12 protein-coding genes and 2 riboswitches are annotated in these 16,014 nt (G+C 65.6%); of the genes, 6 read left to right on the plus strand and 6 right to left on the minus strand.

The features are described from left to right. The first annotated feature begins 352 nt into the window (after positions 1 to 352). Positions 353 to 1,297, plus strand: a complete 945-nt coding sequence (locus P0D73_RS42505) for a flagellar brake protein (protein WP_408318089.1) — start codon at positions 353 to 355, stop codon at positions 1,295 to 1,297. A gap of 35 nt (positions 1,298 to 1,332) precedes the next feature. Here P0D73_RS42505 and P0D73_RS42510 read toward each other — a convergent pair whose 3' ends face one another. The 4 genes from P0D73_RS42510 to cobW form a co-directional block, all read right to left on the minus strand. Then, on the minus strand, positions 1,333 to 1,872 hold the full coding sequence (locus P0D73_RS42510; protein ID WP_408318148.1) for a vWA domain-containing protein: 540 nt from the start codon (positions 1,870 to 1,872) through the stop codon (positions 1,333 to 1,335). 131 nt (positions 1,873 to 2,003) lie between these two features. Next, positions 2,004 to 3,074 (minus strand): magnesium chelatase ATPase subunit I, encoded by a 1,071-nt coding sequence (locus P0D73_RS42515; RefSeq protein ID WP_408318090.1) that lies wholly within the window; start codon positions 3,072 to 3,074, stop codon positions 2,004 to 2,006. Next, on the minus strand, positions 3,071 to 6,877 hold the full coding sequence (gene cobN / locus P0D73_RS42520; protein WP_408435768.1) for a cobaltochelatase subunit CobN: 3,807 nt from the start codon (positions 6,875 to 6,877) through the stop codon (positions 3,071 to 3,073). Before cobN ends, P0D73_RS42515 begins: the two co-directional genes overlap by 4 nt. 6 nt (positions 6,878 to 6,883) lie before the next feature. Beyond that, the gene (gene cobW, locus P0D73_RS42525; protein ID WP_408182664.1) at positions 6,884 to 7,975 is read right to left on the minus strand and encodes a cobalamin biosynthesis protein CobW; all 1,092 of its coding nucleotides are present in this window, start codon (positions 7,973 to 7,975) and stop codon (positions 6,884 to 6,886) included. A gap of 199 nt (positions 7,976 to 8,174) precedes the next feature. After that, a riboswitch (cobalamin riboswitch) is annotated at positions 8,175 to 8,455 on the minus strand. Positions 8,456 to 8,522: 67 nt separating this feature from the next. Continuing rightward, positions 8,523 to 8,774, plus strand: a riboswitch (cobalamin riboswitch). 238 nt (positions 8,775 to 9,012) lie between these two features. On the opposite strand from cobW, the gene cobA reads away from it, so the two are divergent. Genes cobA through bluB form a run of 5 tightly spaced genes read left to right on the plus strand, consistent with a single transcriptional unit; the run spans position 9,013 to position 12,785 of the window. Further along, the gene (gene cobA / locus P0D73_RS42530) at positions 9,013 to 9,786 is read left to right on the plus strand and encodes a uroporphyrinogen-III C-methyltransferase (RefSeq protein WP_408435785.1); all 774 of its coding nucleotides are present in this window, start codon (positions 9,013 to 9,015) and stop codon (positions 9,784 to 9,786) included. Then, positions 9,783 to 10,226, plus strand: a complete 444-nt coding sequence (locus P0D73_RS42535; RefSeq protein WP_408435770.1) for a cobalamin biosynthesis protein — start codon at positions 9,783 to 9,785, stop codon at positions 10,224 to 10,226. Before cobA ends, P0D73_RS42535 begins: the two co-directional genes overlap by 4 nt. Positions 10,227 to 10,237: 11 nt before the next feature. Further along, positions 10,238 to 10,840 carry a cob(I)yrinic acid a,c-diamide adenosyltransferase gene (cobO, locus tag P0D73_RS42540; protein ID WP_132377049.1) on the plus strand — a complete coding sequence of 201 codons (603 nt, stop codon included), beginning with the start codon at positions 10,238 to 10,240 and terminating at the stop codon, positions 10,838 to 10,840. A 3-nt stretch (positions 10,841 to 10,843) separates the two neighbouring features. Then, positions 10,844 to 12,142 (plus strand): cobyrinic acid a,c-diamide synthase CobB, encoded by a 1,299-nt coding sequence (locus tag P0D73_RS42545; protein WP_408435772.1) that lies wholly within the window; start codon positions 10,844 to 10,846, stop codon positions 12,140 to 12,142. Continuing rightward, positions 12,126 to 12,785, plus strand: coding sequence for a 5,6-dimethylbenzimidazole synthase (gene bluB, locus P0D73_RS42550; protein ID WP_132377047.1), 660 nt, complete (start codon positions 12,126 to 12,128; stop codon positions 12,783 to 12,785). The genes P0D73_RS42545 and bluB overlap by 17 nt, the downstream gene beginning before the upstream one ends. Before the next feature lie 12 nt (positions 12,786 to 12,797). Here bluB and P0D73_RS42555 read toward each other — a convergent pair whose 3' ends face one another. Together P0D73_RS42555 and P0D73_RS42560 are read right to left on the minus strand one after the other, a co-directional pair. Continuing rightward, positions 12,798 to 13,442 (minus strand): DUF4136 domain-containing protein, encoded by a 645-nt coding sequence (locus tag P0D73_RS42555; RefSeq protein ID WP_408318099.1) that lies wholly within the window; start codon positions 13,440 to 13,442, stop codon positions 12,798 to 12,800. Continuing rightward, positions 13,439 to 15,982 (minus strand): CHASE2 domain-containing protein, encoded by a 2,544-nt coding sequence (locus tag P0D73_RS42560; RefSeq protein ID WP_408435774.1) that lies wholly within the window; start codon positions 15,980 to 15,982, stop codon positions 13,439 to 13,441. The genes P0D73_RS42555 and P0D73_RS42560 overlap by 4 nt, the downstream gene beginning before the upstream one ends. Between the last annotated feature and the right edge of the window lie 32 nt (positions 15,983 to 16,014).

The raw sequence follows: 16,014 nt of genomic DNA on the forward strand, positions 1-16,014 counted from the left end.
GAGAGCGAGCGACAGGTCGTCAACCCCTTCGCGCAATATTTTTCAGAAAGTTGAGAGACACCGAAACAGACCACCACCACAACGCTGCCAAATTAGTTAGCCATCCGATTTAATTGGCCACTCATGAGGCAATCGTACTCGCGACGGCCAAACAGTAATCCGCGACCGCACCTCCCCGCCGCCAACCAGCCAAACCAGCCTCCGTACCATATAGAGAGCCACGAGACCCATCCGGCGCACACCCGAAAGAAGCGTCGCAAGAACTGGAAAGCCGGCCGCGCCGCTAAAACCTAAAGTTTCCCTCTCGCCAGCCGTCAACCAAGATATCCTGTCACTTAAATGGCCGCCGACCATGGATAACCCAGTTGAGGAACACGTCGAGGAAACCTCACTCGCAGCCCAAATGCCAGCTCTGAATCCGGAGAAGGTGCCGGTAGGCACGCCCCTCGACTGGCCGATCGTCGACGCCGACGGCACGCTCCTTTTCGCCAGCGGCACCATCCTGGCAACCACGGACGAGCGCAAATTCCTGTTCGGGCACTTCCGTCCGCAGCGCGGCGACCTGGTGGGCGCGGCCACGCAACCGCCGCTCCAGGCAGAGCCACAAGCGGATCCCAACGGCGAACTGACGCTCAAGGACATGCATCTGGAAATCGGTGCATTGATCGGTGTGCGCTCGCAGCTCGGCAGCGGAGCGCCGATGCATCCGTGCCGCATCATCGGTTTCGCGCCGAATCTTTCGCTCTTCGTCACTCCGCCGATGCACGAAGGCCGCATGCTCCCGCTGGGCGTCGGCGAAAACATCGAAATCGTCGCGATCGCCAGCCATGCGGTGTTTCGTTTCGTCTGCACGATCGAAGCGATTTGCCGCACGCCGTTCGACTACGTCGTGCTGTCGAAGCCGGGCGTGATCCGCCGCCTGCGCGAACGCAAGTCGATCCGCGTCCGCGCGCACCTCGCAGTGCGTTTCGGCATCGGTCAAAGCGGGGAATCGTATGAGGGCCTCGGACTCGCGAGAGGCATCAGCGCACTCGGCATGTCGCTGGACGCCTCGTGGACGCTGGGCGCCGTCGGCGACCGCTTGCGCGTTGCGTTCCGCCTGAAATCGAAGGATCTCGACACGGAGATCGAAACCACGGCGGTGATCCGCAACGTGCACAAAGGCGGCGGCCCCGGCGAGCCTTCGACTCACGGGCTCGAACTCGATCAGCTCGACGCGTCTCAGCAAATGGCGATGAAAGTCTTCGTGTTCGACCGCCAGGACGACGTGGTGTATTGGTCGAGCGGTCTGAAATAAGCGCAGGCCCGAGAGCGAAACGCCCCACGCGCCGCTCAGCCCATCAGTTCTTCCGGCGTGAAACGCCGCGCGCCCCACGCATCGGCGAGCATTTCGCAACGTCCCAACCGGATCGCCTCGCGCTCGAAATCGACGAATACGACTTCGTCCACATCGAGCGGCCGCACCGGCATATCACGCGTGCGACCATCGGTCAGAATCCACAACCAGCGTTGCTGCCCGGGCTTGCGGCGCGCGCTGCGCTCCAGCAGTTCGGTTGCTCGCCGGACGCCCGCCGTCAACGGCGTGCCGCCTCCGCCGCCCACGGGCCTCAGCCACCGCTCGTTCCACCAGCGGGGCACAGCTGGGCCGAAACGCACATCCGCACCGGCGCCGCCGAAACAGACCAACGCCGCCTCGGCACGCGCGGCGCTCGCGCGATCGAACAAGGCGATCAGCAGTCCCTTGGCAAGTGCGAGGCGCTGCCCGGCCAGCATGGAGCCGGAGCAATCGAGTACGAAGCAATGCAGCACACCGCCGCGCGGCGCCTCGCGCACGAAACGCAGATGCTCGGCGCGCAGCGCGTCCTGGCGCATCGCGGCGAGTGTCGGCGGCCAGTCGATGCGCTTGCGCGGTTCCCCGCTCAAGCGGCCGCGCCCACCCACGCCCGCGCCTTGCCGCCATCGAAAACCGCTGCGCGAGTCAGCGGCGGCGCCCTTCCGATGGCTCAGCGTTTTTTTACGCTAAGCGGTATGACGCCTTTGACGTGCGTGGTCCCGGCCGGTTCGGGCGCGAGGTAGCCCCAATCGCTATCGCCGGTAGCGGCGGCCGGCGGCGCATTTCCTTCCGCAGATGAAGCACGGCTATCGGAAGAAGCCTCCCGCTCGGCGTCACGCTTACGCGCATCGCCTTCGGCCTGCGACTCGCGAACATGGCGCCGATGAACCAACACCGCCTCGGCCACCCGATCGACATGCTCGGCCGTCACCGCGGCCGCCTGTTCGAGCGCCGCCAACGCGCGCGCCGCGCGCAGCATCACGAGATCGGCGCGCAGGCCATCCACGGCGGCGCCGATGCACAGCTCGCTGACATGCGCATGCACGGCGTCGTCGAACGCGAGTTGCGGCAGCGCTTCGCGCGCCGCTCGAATCTGCTCGATATAAGCCGCCTGCTGCTGCGCATAGTCCGCACGAAAGCCCTGTGGATCCAGATCGAACGCCAGCCGTGCCTTCACGATCGCCTGACGCACGCGCGGCTCGAAGCAGTTCTGCAACTCGACCATCAAGCCGAAACGGTCGATCAATTGCGGCCGCAGTTCGCCCTCTTCAGGATTCATCGTGCCGATCAGCACGAAGCTGGCGTCATGGCTATGCGACACGCCATCGCGCTCAACGGTATTCACGCCGCTCGCAGCCGCGTCGAGCAAGGCATCGACGAGTGCGTCGGGCAGTAGATTGATTTCGTCCACATACAGCACGCCGTGGTGCGCTTTCGCGAGCAGACCGGGCGAGAACCGCACCGAGCCGTCGCGCAACACGGTTTCGATATCGAGTGTGCCAATCAAACGATCTTCGCTGGCGCCAAGCGGCAGATTTACCAGTTGCCCTTGCGGCAACAACTCAGCCAGAGCGCGCGCGGAGGTCGATTTCGCCGTGCCGCGCGGCCCCGTGACCAGCACGCCGCTTAAGCCCGGATCGATGGCGGCCAGCAGCAGCGCCTGCTGCAACGGCGCCTGCCCGATCAGCGCGGCAAAGGGAAAAGCCGGCCGCGCGGCGCCCGCACTCATCGCTGGATTCATGTTTGCATTCCTTCGATCTGCTGCTCGCTCGCGAGCAGATGCTGTTCGACTTGCGCGCGATAGTCGCCGGGCGCCTGCCACAAACCGCGCTGCATGGCTTCGAGCAGACGCTCGCAAATCGAATGCAACGCGTGCGGGTTATGCCGCTGCAAGAACTCACGGGTGTCCGCATCGTTCAGATAGGCATCGGTCACGAGCGCATATTGATGACCGGCGATCACGCGCGCGGTCGCATCGTAGCCATACAGATAATCGACGGTCGCGGCGATTTCAGCCGCGCCCTTGTAGCCGTGACGCTTCACGCCATCCAGCCATTTCGGATTGACCACGCGCGAGCGGATCACGCGCGCGATCTCCTCATGCAGCGTACGCACGCGCGGCGCGGCCGGATTGCTGTGGTCGGCGTGATACACGCTCGGCTGATCGCCAGCCAGATGCCGCACCGCCGCAACCATGCCGCCCTGAAACTGGTAGTAGTCGTTCGAATCGAGCAGGTCGTGCTCGCGGTTGTCCTGGTTCTGCAGCACCACGTCCATCGCGGCGAGGCGCGTGCCGAACGCGTGGCGAGCTTCTTCGCCCGAGTTCTTTTGCGTGTACGCGTAACCGCCCCACGCCTGATACGCGTTCGCGAGATCGGCGTCGGTCTGCCATTGCTGCGAATCGATCATGTCCTGCAGACCCGCGCCATATGCGCCGGGCCGCGCGCTGAACACGCGCCAGCCGGCGCGCTTGCGCGCTTCGGCGGCATCCATGCCGCGCGCGATCAACGCATCGCGTTCGCGCAGCACGCGTGCGCGAATCGGATTCACGTCCTCGGGTTCGTCGAGTTCGGCGACGGCCTGCACGGCGGCGTCGAACAGATGCATGACGTTGGCGAAGGCGTCGCGGAAGAAACCGGACACCCGCAGGGTGACGTCGATACGCGGTCGGTCGAACGCCTCGATCGGCATGATTTCGAAATCGGTCACGCGATGGCTGCCCGGCGCCCACTTCGGCCGCACGCCGAGCAACGCGAGCGCCTGGGCGATATCGTCGCCGCCCGTGCGCATGGTCGCGGTACCCCAGACGGAAAGCCCAATGGCGCGCGGATAGTCGCCTTTCTCCTGCAAGTGCCGTTCGATCAACTGCTGGGCCGATTTCAAGCCGAGCGACCAGGCGGCTTGCGTGGGAACTGCGCGCGTGTCGACCGAATAGAAATTGCGGCCGGTGGGCAGCACGTCGGGCCGGCCACGCGATGGCGAACCGCTCGGCCCCGGCGGCACGAAACGCCCTTCGAGGCCACGCTTCAATTGAAGTATTTCCTGCGGACCACAAGCGTCGAGCCGTGGCAACACGTCGTTACGCAGACGCTCGATCACCTGCTCCGCTTGCGGCAAGCCGGCCGCATAAAACGGCGCTACCGATGCGTCCGTTCGATCGCCACACACATCACGTAGCAACTCGGCCGCCAGCAACTCCAACCGTTCCCGCGTATCGCCACAGTGCCGCCACGGCGCATCGCTCACGCGCTGCAGCACATCGGGACGCGGCCCATCCCACGCCGCCGACCAGTCCACCGACAGCGGATCGAACAGATGATCCATCCGCAGATCACGCGCCAGCGCGTCGATCAAACCGGCCTTGCCGCCTTGGCCGTCGCCGACCGGAAAACGCCCCAACGCCAGCAACGTATCGCGCCGCTGCACGCCATCAGGCGATTGCCCGAACGTATGCAAGCCATCGCGAATCTGCGCCTCCTTCAACTCGCACAACCACGCATCGACGCGCGTGAGCAGCGCGTCTTCATCGTCCTGCCCGTTCGGCGCCGCGAGACTCAGCTCCTCATGCAGCTTATGTTCGACGATGGTCGCCAGAATCGTGCGTCGCAACAGCTTCGAGCGGCGCGGATCGACCATCAGCGCTTCATAATATTCGTCGACCTGGCGCTCGAGATCCTGCAAGGGTCCGTAACTTTCGGCGCGCGTGAGCGGCGGCATCAGGTGATCGATGATGACGGCCTGCGCGCGGCGTTTTGCCTGGCTGCCCTCGCCCGGATCGTTGACGATGAATGGATACAGATGCGGCATCGGCCCGAGAATCAGATCGGGCCAGCAGGCATCGCTCAACGCGACGCTCTTGCCGGGCAGCCATTCCAGATTGCCGTGCTTGCCGACATGCACGACTGCGTCGATGCCGAACTGGTGACGCAACCAGAAATAGAACGCCAGATACGCATGCGGCGGCACGAGTTCGGCGTCGTGATAGCTCGCGTAGTCGCCCTGTTCGCGCGAACGCGACGGTTGAATGCCGACGAACACCTGTCCGCAGCGCCAGCCCGCGATCATGAAGCGGCCGCGTCGCAGCGTCGGGTCCTGTTCGGGCGTACCCCAACGCGCGTTCAGCGCCTGGCGCGCCTCGGCGGGCAACGCATTGAAGTGCCCGAGATAGTCGTCGAGCGCGAGGCTTTGCAGCGCGGGACGCAGATCGCGCACGACCGGATCGTTGGTCACGCCTTCGGTGAGCTTCTTCAACAACGCGTCGCCGTTCGCGGGCAAGTCGGTGAGACGATAGCCCTCGGCGCGCAGCATCGACAGAATGCCGACCACCGAGGCGGGCGTATCGAGGCCCACGCCATTGCCGATGCGCCCTTCGCTCATCGGATAGTTGGCGAGGATCAGCGCGAGTTTCTTGTCCGCGTTATCGAATGAACGCAGACGGCACCAGCGCCGGCTCAGTTCAGCGAGAAAGCCCACTCGTTCGGCGTCAGGCTGATAACGCACCACGTCGACCTGAGTGTGAGGACAACGGTACGCGAGTCCCTTGAAACTGATCGCGCGCGTGATGATGCGGCCATCCACTTCCGGAAGCGCGATATGCATGGCGATATCGCGCGAATTGAGGCCTTGATTGTCCTTGACCCAATCCTCGCGATTGCCGCCGCTCAGGATCACCTGGAACACCGGAGCGTCGCCGGCGAGCGCAAGTGGCTCGGGGTCGTCGATCGCGGACGCGGCGAAGGCGGTCGTGTTCAGCACCAACGCGACCTCGTGCTGCGCGCACAGCGACTGCACGACGTCTCGGCTCATCGCATCTTTCAGCGAAGTAATCGCGATCGGCAGCGGATTCAGACCTTGCGATTCGAGCGCGTCGATCAGCGCATCGAACACGGCCGTATTGGCCGCCTGCAGATGCGCCTTGTAGAACAGGATCGCCGCGACCGGCGCGTCCCGCCGCCAGCGCGCCTGCCAATCGGCAACCGTCGGCGTGTCACGCTCGGGATGGTAGAGCGTCGCGGCGGGCAACGCGCGCGGCGGCGCCGGTTCGCGTCCCCACCCGCAGACACGGTGCGCGATACAGCGCAGGAACGCCTCGGCATTTTGTGGGCCGCCTTCACGCAGATAGCGCCACAGCTGATGGCACAGATCGGCGCTCGCGGTGCTGCGCGCGAGCAGGTTCGGATCTTCCTGCAGATCGCCGGAAAACATCGCGAGCGTCTGCTGCTTGCGCTCGGCGAGCGCCACCACCTGCTCGATGCCGTAAGGCCAATACGCCTCGCCGCCGAGGTGATCGACCACCACCACGCGTGCATGCTGCAAGACGTCTTCGACATAGAAATCGACCGACGCCGATTGCCGCAAATACGTGACGTTCGCGAGCCGCACGCTCGGGAAGCCCTCACCCAGGCGCGGAAAAACGCTCGCCAGCAGCGACAGCGTGGTATCGGCGGAGCTGAGCACCACGATATCCGCGGGCTGCTGATCGATACGGATCACGCCTTGCGTATCGTCGACAAAACCGCCAGGCGTGGTACGCAGCAGATGCATGAGCGCTTACGCCTGTTGCGTTTCGACGCTCGACGGCACGCCGAGCGCCGCGTCGAACGCGCGCTGCAACGCGGCCTGATCGAGATCCTCGCCGATCAGCACGAAGCGGCTCCGGCCGCTTTCGCCGGCCTGCCAGCGTCGATCGAAATAGCTGTCGAAGCGCCGGCCCACGCCCTGGATCACCAGACGCATCACCGCGCCCGGCAGCGCCGCGAAACCTTTGACGCGGTAAATCGTGTTCGTTTCGACCAGACGCTGCAACGCAGCGATCACCGCTTCGCGCGACGACACATTCGCCTGCACGACCACCGAGTCGAATTCGTCATGATGGTGGTCGGCGTCGTCGGCGGAACCGTGGTGATCGTGGCGCAAGTGGATCGTGTCTTCCGAGGCCGCTTCGAGGCCCAGCAACGTGTGCAGATCGAGTTGCCCCATGTGCGCGCGCACGATCTTCACTTGCGGCGGAATCTCCTCGCGGAGCAACACTTCAACCGCGCTTTGCTGCGCGTCGTCGAGCAAATCCGTCTTGTTCAGAATCACCAGATCGGCCGCGGACAACTGATCTTCAAACAGTTCGTGCAACGGCGACTCGTGATCGAGATTCGGATCGGCCTTGCGTTGCGCATCCACGGCGACGGGGTTGTCGGCAAACTGACCGCTCGCGGCGGCCGGGCCGTCCACCACGGTGACCACGGCATCGACGGTGAAACTGTTCTTGATCTGCGGCCAGTTGAAGGCCTGCACCAGCGGCTTCGGCAACGCGAGACCCGACGTCTCGATCAGCACGTGATCGATCTGATCGCGGCGTTCCACGAGCTTTTCCATCACCGGAAAAAACTCTTCCTGCACGGTGCAGCACAAGCAGCCGTTCGCGAGTTCATACAGTTGGCCTTCGGTTTCGACACCGTTTTCATCGCAACCTATGCCGCAACCCTTGAGGATTTCCCCGTCGATGCCGAGTTCGCCGAACTCGTTGACGATCACCGCGATGCGCTTGCCGCCCGCATGCTGAAGAATATGCCGCAGCAGCGTGGTCTTGCCGCTGCCGAGAAAGCCCGTGACGATGGTGACGGGGATCTTGCGCATTTGAGTTTGCATCGTGAGGTCCATCCGTAGGAGTTGCACGCGCACGCCGCTGTGTCTGTATGGCCATCTGCCTACGCCGGGCAAAACGAGGCACAGGCCCGGCCAGCCACGACGATAACAAAACACGGGGACGAACGACGGCGTTGCCGCGACAACAGAAAAACAGAAAGCGGGAATGAGGTCATGAACGCAGCGCCGCATCCCCGCGGCGTTCGTCCTTCGTATTCTGGCCGGTATCCGGGCTGGCGAAAGCGCCGCTTCCCCTTCCCGGGCGAGTGATTTCTCGCCCAGTGGTGATATGCCGACGCGGCCTTGCGCGTGGACATCGAAGCCGGCTCCGCGGCGCTAATGAACTGAACTTAGCACCACATTTCGCTTACCGTTGCGGGGGCAGCACAGGTTGACCCGATCCATGGCAGGTGGGCACCCTGTTTCCCGTTTAACTGCATGCGCACGAGCGCGCATACGAGCACCAAAGTGCGTGCGAGTGTAGGCCCGCGGCCCGGTGCCGTCAAGGAACCGCAAGCCGCAAGCGCTTATCGGGCGGGGCGCCATGTGCTATCGTATGCGCGCGTTTGGTGCCCGCACATGCATTCGCGTGTGCAGTTAAACGGGAAACAGGCGGCGCTCCATGCGCTCAACCTGTGCTGTCCCCGCAACGGTAAGCGACCTGCGGCGCAATCTTGAGTTGTCTTGCGCCGCGCATGCGTTTTTTCGATGCCACTGTCCAGCACATTCCAGCGAATGCGGACGGGAAGGCAAAGCGCATGAGGCCGCCAGCCCGGATACCGGCCAGACGCGGAGGCGGCGAACCTCAGGGCAACATCGCGCCGCCGGCCGCCGGAATCCGCGAGGGACGGATGTGAAGGCGCTGAAGCACGACATAGTGTGTCCACGTATGCGGATTCCGGCTGGAATCGCTACGCGCCACACATTGCGCCGTGCCTGAATCCGTCGTACCGCATGACCCCAAAGTCCGCCGCCTGGCGACCGTCCGCGCTTTACCCCTTTCCGCTTGTCACGACATGGCGCTCGCCATGCACGCCGCGATGACCCGCGCCTGGCTGATCGGCGCCGGCCCCGGCGACGTCGAGCTCATGACCATCAAGGCGACCCGTGCATTGGCGCAGGCCGACGTGGTGCTGGTCGACGATCTGGTGAATCCCGAGGTGCTGCAGTTCGCGCGTGCCGACGCGCTCGTCGTCTACGTCGGCAAACGCGGCGGCCATCCATCCACGCCGCAGGACGGCATCGTCGCGCAGTTGCTCGAACATGTGCGGGCCGGGCGCAGCGTCGCGCGTTTGAAAGGCGGCGATCCGTTCGTATTCGGCCGTGGCGGCGAAGAACAGCAGGCACTGCACGCGGCGGGCATCGAGGTGGAAGTCATCAACGGCATTACTGCGGGAATCGCGGCGCCCGCGGCGATCGGCATTCCCGTCACGCATCGCGATCACGCGCAGGGCGTGGTGTTCGTCACCGGACACGGCGCGGGCAGCGGCGAGCCGGACTGGGCCGCGCTCGCGGCCACCCGCATGACGCTCGTGATCTACATGGGCATGCGGCGGCTCAACGATATCGTCGGCGCGTTGCTCACGGCCGGCATGAGCGCCGACACGCCGTGCGCGGCGATCGAATCGGCCACGCGTCCCGGGCAACGCCATGCGCTCGCCCGGCTCGGCGAATTCGCCGATATCGTCGCGCGCGCCGGGCTCGGCTCGCCGGCGATCGTGGTGATCGGCGGTGTGGCGTCGCTAGCCTTGGAGCGCGCGGCGGCGCAGGCCGACGCTGCAACGCCGCCCGCAGACGGAACGGATACGCAATGAAAACGCTGAGCGTCGGCATCGGTTGCCGTTTGCACAGCCCGGCTGCGCAGATCGAAGCCGCGGTGCGCGCCGCGCTCGGCGCGCATTCGTTCGACGAAATCCGCAGCGTGGCCTCGGTCGATACCAAAGCCGACGAAACGGGCCTGCTCGAATTTTGCGCACGTCATGCGCTGCCGCTGACATTCTTCAGCCTTGATCAGATCGCGTCGATGCCCGTGGCGCAGCCTTCGGCGGCAGTGCGCGAGCATCTCGGCGTGGACGGTGTTTGCGAGCCGTGTGCGCTGCTTGCCGCGACTGCCGGGCTCGGCGAACCCGGCGCGCTCAATGCGGATCGAGCCCGCCTCGTCGTGCGCAAAACCGTCCATGCCGGCGTCACCGTGGCGATTGCTTCGAGCGCCGCGCACGCCGATAGTGAACACCCAAACAACGACACTCAGTAACAGGACCTGCCATGAAGACCGATCCCGAATCGCATCAACGCATGACCGAGCGTCGCCGCGAAGGCCACGAGAAAAAACAGGCCAACGCCACCGTCGAAAAAGGCCTGCTGATCGTCAACACCGGCACCGGCAAAGGCAAAACCACCGCCGCGTTCGGCATGGCCGTGCGCGTGCTCGGCCACGGCATGCGCCTGGGTGTCGTGCAGTTCATCAAGGGCGCGCTGCACACGTCGGAGCGCGACTTTCTCGGCGCGATCGCCAACTGCGATTTCGTCACGATGGGCGACGGCTACACCTGGAACACGCAGAACCGCGACGCCGACATCGCGACCGCGCGCAAAGGCTGGGACGAAGCGCGCCGCATGATCGAGAGCGGCGATTACCAGATGGTGATCCTCGACGAGCTGAACACGGTACTCAAGTACGAATACCTGCCGCTGGACGAAGTCCTCGCGGTGCTGACCGCGCGCGCGCCCATGCTGCATGTGGTGGTGACCGGCCGCCACGCGCCGGACGCGTTGATCGAAGCCGCCGATCTCGTCACCGAAATGCGCATCGTCAAGCATCCGTATCGCGAGCAAGGCGTGAAAGCGCAGCGCGGCGTGGAGTTCTGAGCGATGGCCGCGTGCCCCGCCCTGTTCATCAGCGCGCCCGCGTCGGGCCAAGGCAAGACCACGATCACGGCGGGTCTCGCGCGCTACCATCGGCGGCTGGGGCGACGCGTGCGCGTCTTCAAGACCGGACCGGACTTTCTCGATCCGATGATTCTGGCGCGCGCGAGCGGCGCGCCCGTGCTCTCACTCGATCTATGGATGGTGGGCGAAGCCGCCTGCCGCACGCTGCTCGCGCAAGCGGCCGCCGAAGCCGATCTGATCCTGATCGAAGGCGTGATGGGTCTGTTCGACGGCACGCCGAGCAGCGCCGATCTCGCCACCACGTTCGGCGTGCCGGTGCTCGCGGTGATTTCGGCGAAGGCGATGGCGCAGACCTTCGGCGCGGTCGCCTTCGGTCTCGCGCAATTCCGGCCGCAGGTGCCGTTTTATGGCGTGCTCGCCAATCGCGTCGGCTCCGCGCGGCATGCGCAGATGCTCGAAGAAGCGTTGCCGCCGGAGTTGCGCTGGTGCGGGCACATTGCCGCCAGCGATGAAATCGCGCTGCCCGATCGTCACCTCGGCTTGCATCAGGCGGACGAAATCGACGATCTCGACGCGCGCCTGGATCGTGCCGCTGACACTCTAGGCCGCACCGCGCTCGCCGAACTGCCACCGCCTGTCGAATTCGGCGCGCCCTTATCGGACGTCCTGCCGCGCCTGCTGGAAGGCAAGACGATTGCGATTGCGCGCGACGCCGCATTCTCGTTCATCTATCCGGCCAACATCGCGCTGCTGGAAGCACTCGGCGCGCAAGTCGCCTTCTTCTCGCCGCTCGCCGACGAAGCACTGCCGGAACACGCCGACGCTTTGTACCTTCCCGGCGGCTACCCTGAACTGCACGCCGCCACGCTGGCCGGCAACACCCGCAGCGGCGCAAGCATTCACGCGCACGCGAGCTCCGGCAAGCCGCTCGTCGCCGAATGCGGCGGCATGCTCTATCTGCTCGACCAACTCACCGACACGCACGGCGTGACCACATCGATGCTCGGCCTGCTGCCCGGCCACGCGACGATGCAAACGCGCTTCACCGCGCTCGGCATGCAGCAGATCGACAGCCTGCACGGGCCGATGACGGGCCATACGTTTCATTACTCGAAGCTGAACACGTCGCTTACGCCGCTGCGTTCAGCGACCCGGCCGCAGGGCGACGCGCCGGGCGAGGCCGTCTATCGCGCCGGCTCGGTCGTGGCGACTTACATGCACGCTTATTGGCCCTCCAACCCGGCCTTCACGGCCGCCCTGTTCCATGGCGAAGCCTTTTAACGATTCCGAGCGCGACGCCGTCTACCGCGCGATTTACGAACGCCGCGACATGCGCCATTTCGTGCGCGATCCGGTCGACCCCGCCGTGCTGCAGCGCCTGCTCGACGCGGCGCATCACGCGCCGAGCGTCGGCTTCATGCAGCCGTGGCGAATCGCGCGGATCACCGATCCTGCGCTTCGGACCGCTTTGCATGACACGGTGGAGAACGAACGCCTCGCCACCGCCGATGCGCTCGGCAAACGCCGCGAAGAGTTCATGAAGCTGAAAGTGGAAGGCATGCTGGACTGCGGCGAGTTGCTGGTGATGGCGCTGATGGACGGCCGCGAGCGCCACATCTTCGGCCGCCGGACCTTGCCGGAGATGGACCTCGCGTCGGTGGCGTGCGCGATCCAGAACATGTGGCTGGCCGCGCGCGCCGAGGGTCTCGGCATGGGCTGGGTGTCGCTGTTCGACGTCGACGTGGTTCGCCAACTGCTGCACATGCCCGAGGGCGCGCGGCCCGTGGCGATTCTGTGTCTGGGCCACGTCGACCAGTTTTATAGCGAGCCGATGCTGGAAACCGAACGCTGGGCGAGCCGCATGCCGCTTACCGACTGCGTGTTCGAAAACCGTTGGCCGGAAGACAGCAATGCGTCGGAATGATCTCGACGCGCGTTACGGCTGAAGCGGCTTTACCGACATGACTTTCGGCAGGCCGCCAGTTTCGTCGGCGCGCAGTTTCACGCGCCAATCTGGCGGCGCATCGAAGGGAAACCTGGCCAGCGCGCTTTTGACGAGCGTCGGGATGGCATGCAACGGATCCGCATCGCGGTCGCTGCTCACCGCGCTGACTTTGTAGACCTCCTGTCCGCTCGCACGCTCGAAAAACCGCAGCGTCAGCGCATGCTGGTACGCGGGGCCGCCGAACAGCGAGAATGGTGTTTCAGGCGGTCGAACACAGTCGCCCGACGTGCAGCCTGTTTCACCGACGCCGATCGTCGCCGGGCGCGTGTCGTAGGCCACTGAAAGCAGATAACGTCCGGACTGCCCCGTCGTTTCGACGAAGCCCTGTTTCGTCAACTCGTCCACCAACAGGCTTTCGAATTGTGGATGGTCCGCGCTGGCCTCCTGCGACGGCATGCGCGCCATCGTGTAAGTCCGCTCGCCTTGCAGCGCGGCGGCCGCGTTCGCGGCGTCGGCGGTATGCACGTCGGCGCTCAGACCTGCGCATCCGGTGAGACTCGCCGCGGCCAGCGCGGCACAGATCAGGATTGCTTTCACCATCTTCTCGCTTCGATAGGGTGCGTATTCATATGTCATGTTCGTGGCGCGAGCGAGGCGCCCGATTGCGCATCTTCAAGCACCGGTAAGCAGAGCGTAAATGCCGTGCCCTGGCCGGGCTCGCTCGCCACTTCGACATCGCCGCCGTGGCGCGTGACGACCGTCTTGACGAAGGCCATGCCGAGCCCCGCGCCGCCCACTTCCGGCCGCTCGGTTTCGTGAAACCGCCGGAAGCGCTCGAACAGCCCTGCCTGCTCCTCTTTGGGTATGCCGTAGCCCTGATCGCGAATCGTGCACGACACGCGCCTGGCCGCGCCCGGCACGCACTTCGGCGTCAGGCTCGCAAGGCTACACACGATCCGCGTATCCGGCGGACTGTACTTGACCGCGTTGTTCAGAATGTTGACGAGCGCGCGGGTCATCAACGAACGGTCGGCGCAGATCCAGTGGCCGTCGTCGGCGGCGTCGGCGGCGCCAGTCTCCGTGTGCAGCGTGATGCGCTTGGCGTGCGCCTGCGGCCAGACTTCGTCGCTGGCGTCGATCAGCAACTCGGTCAGGCTCACCGGTTCGAGCACATAGGTTTGCGATTCGGCGCGCGCCAGTTGCACGAAATCGTCGGCCAGCGTAAGCGCGCGCTGCGCGTAGCGCTCGATGCGCTCGAGCAAGGCGCGCGCGAGCCCCGGCTCGCTGCGGGCGCGCTCGATCTCCACCAGCGCGAGAATCGACGCCTGCGGCGAGCGCATGTCGTGCGACAGAAGCCGCAGCGCGTCTTCCCGCTGACGCTCGGCCGCATGCAAGGCCGACACGTCGACAAGGCCCGCGATCCAGCCGGTGGTCTCGCCCTGCTCGTTGGTGCAGTTCGCGTAGCGCAGCAAGTGGTCGCGCTCGTGGGCGTCGCGCACCTCGACGCCGTGCGCCATCAGCGCGGCGAATTCGTGGCGCGCCGGATCGAGCGGCGCCGGCCAGTGCGTGCGGGCGAGCAGATTGTTTTCGGCATCCGACGCCGCGTCGCCGTCGATCGTCTTCACGAGCGTCAGGCTCCCCAGCACGGCTTGCATCGAACGGCCTTCGGGCAGCGGCGCGCCGAGCCGCGCGAAATGCGCCTTGGCGGCATGATTTGCGATCAGCACGACGCCACGCACGTCGCTCACGAGGATCGGCTCGGGCATGCTGTCGAGGCTGTCCCACACGAAACGCTTCATGTCCTGCACGCGCTGCGCGGCCTGCGCCATCAGCGCCATGTGCTGCTCCAGCACGTCGCCGCCGAACTCGCGGCGGCGCTGCGGCGTTTCCGGCAGCAGATGGGGTTCGTCGGCGAGGCGCTGCAGTTCTCCGCGCAGATACGCCATCGTCATTTCGAGGCGCCGCCAGTTCCAGATCGGATAGACGGTCACGACACCCAGAATCGCCGGCACCGGCGACATCCACAGCCGCGCGCCGTACAGCAAGGCCGCGCTGCCGGCCGCCGCGAGCAGACACAGTGCGCCGGTCAGCAGCAACGAACGGCGCGGCGACAGCACGAGAAATCCGGCCAGCAGCGCGGCAAGCGGCGCGAGCGACGCCGCGAACAGCATCCACGGATAGACCGGCTCGATTTCGCGGCCGGTGAGCAGCGTATCGAGCACGTTCGCGTGGATATACACGCCGGGCAGCGGGCCGAGTTTGCCGGACACCGGTGTCGCGAAGCGGTCGTACAAGCCCGACGCGGTCACGCCGATCAACACGATGCGGCCGCGCAACTGGTCCGGTGTCACGTCGCCGGCGAGCACGCGCACGAAACTCAGCTTGGTATAGTTCTGCGCGTTCGGACCGAAGGGGATCAGGAAGCGGCCTTCGCCGCCGTCGTCGGCTGCGGCTGCGGCTGCGGCTGCGACTGCGACTGCGGATGCGGATGCGGATGCGGATGCGGATGCGGACGCGGCCAAAGCATGGCTGCGCTGCCAGCCGTTCAGATGGAGCGAGCCAAGCTCTGCCGCCTGGGCGACCGGCACCATCAATTGCGGCCAGCGTGAATCGGCGCCGCCCTCGTACCGCGCGACGCTGCGCACGATGCCGTCGCTGTCGACTTCGAGATTGATATGGCCGAGCCCCGCCGCCGCATGCGCGAGCGGCGCCACCGGCTCGACCACGACGCGGCGGCCGCCGTCATCGGCTGCGGTGAGCAATACCGGCAGATAGGTCGGACTCATCGCGATGGCGCGGGCCAGTTCGGCGTCTTGCGGATTGGCCTCGGTGAACAGCACGTCGTAGATCACCGCGGCGGGCTTCGCGCTGGCGATCCGTTCAAGCAGCTTCGCGTGGACACTGCGCGGCCACGGCCAGCGCCCGAGTTGCGCGATGCTCGCGTTGTCGATTTCGACCACCACGATATCGCGCAGCAAAGGTTGCGCATGCAGGCTCAGAAAGCGGTCGTAGACCAGTTGATCGACACTCGCGCTCAGACGGCCGAGCGAACTGAGCAGAATCACCACGATGCCCAGACAGCCGATGCCCACCCATTCGATCAGGAAGCGGCGGCCGGCGCGCCGTCCGAGACGGGCGCGCGGATCGAGGCTCAGGCGCGTAGGTGTGGTCGGCAAAGGGTTGCTTGGTTCGAAGCCAGGAAGCGGGC

It is taken from the genome of Paraburkholderia sp. RL18-101-BIB-B (assembly GCF_046026985.1).
Taxonomy (GTDB): Bacteria; Pseudomonadota; Gammaproteobacteria; order Burkholderiales; family Burkholderiaceae; genus Paraburkholderia.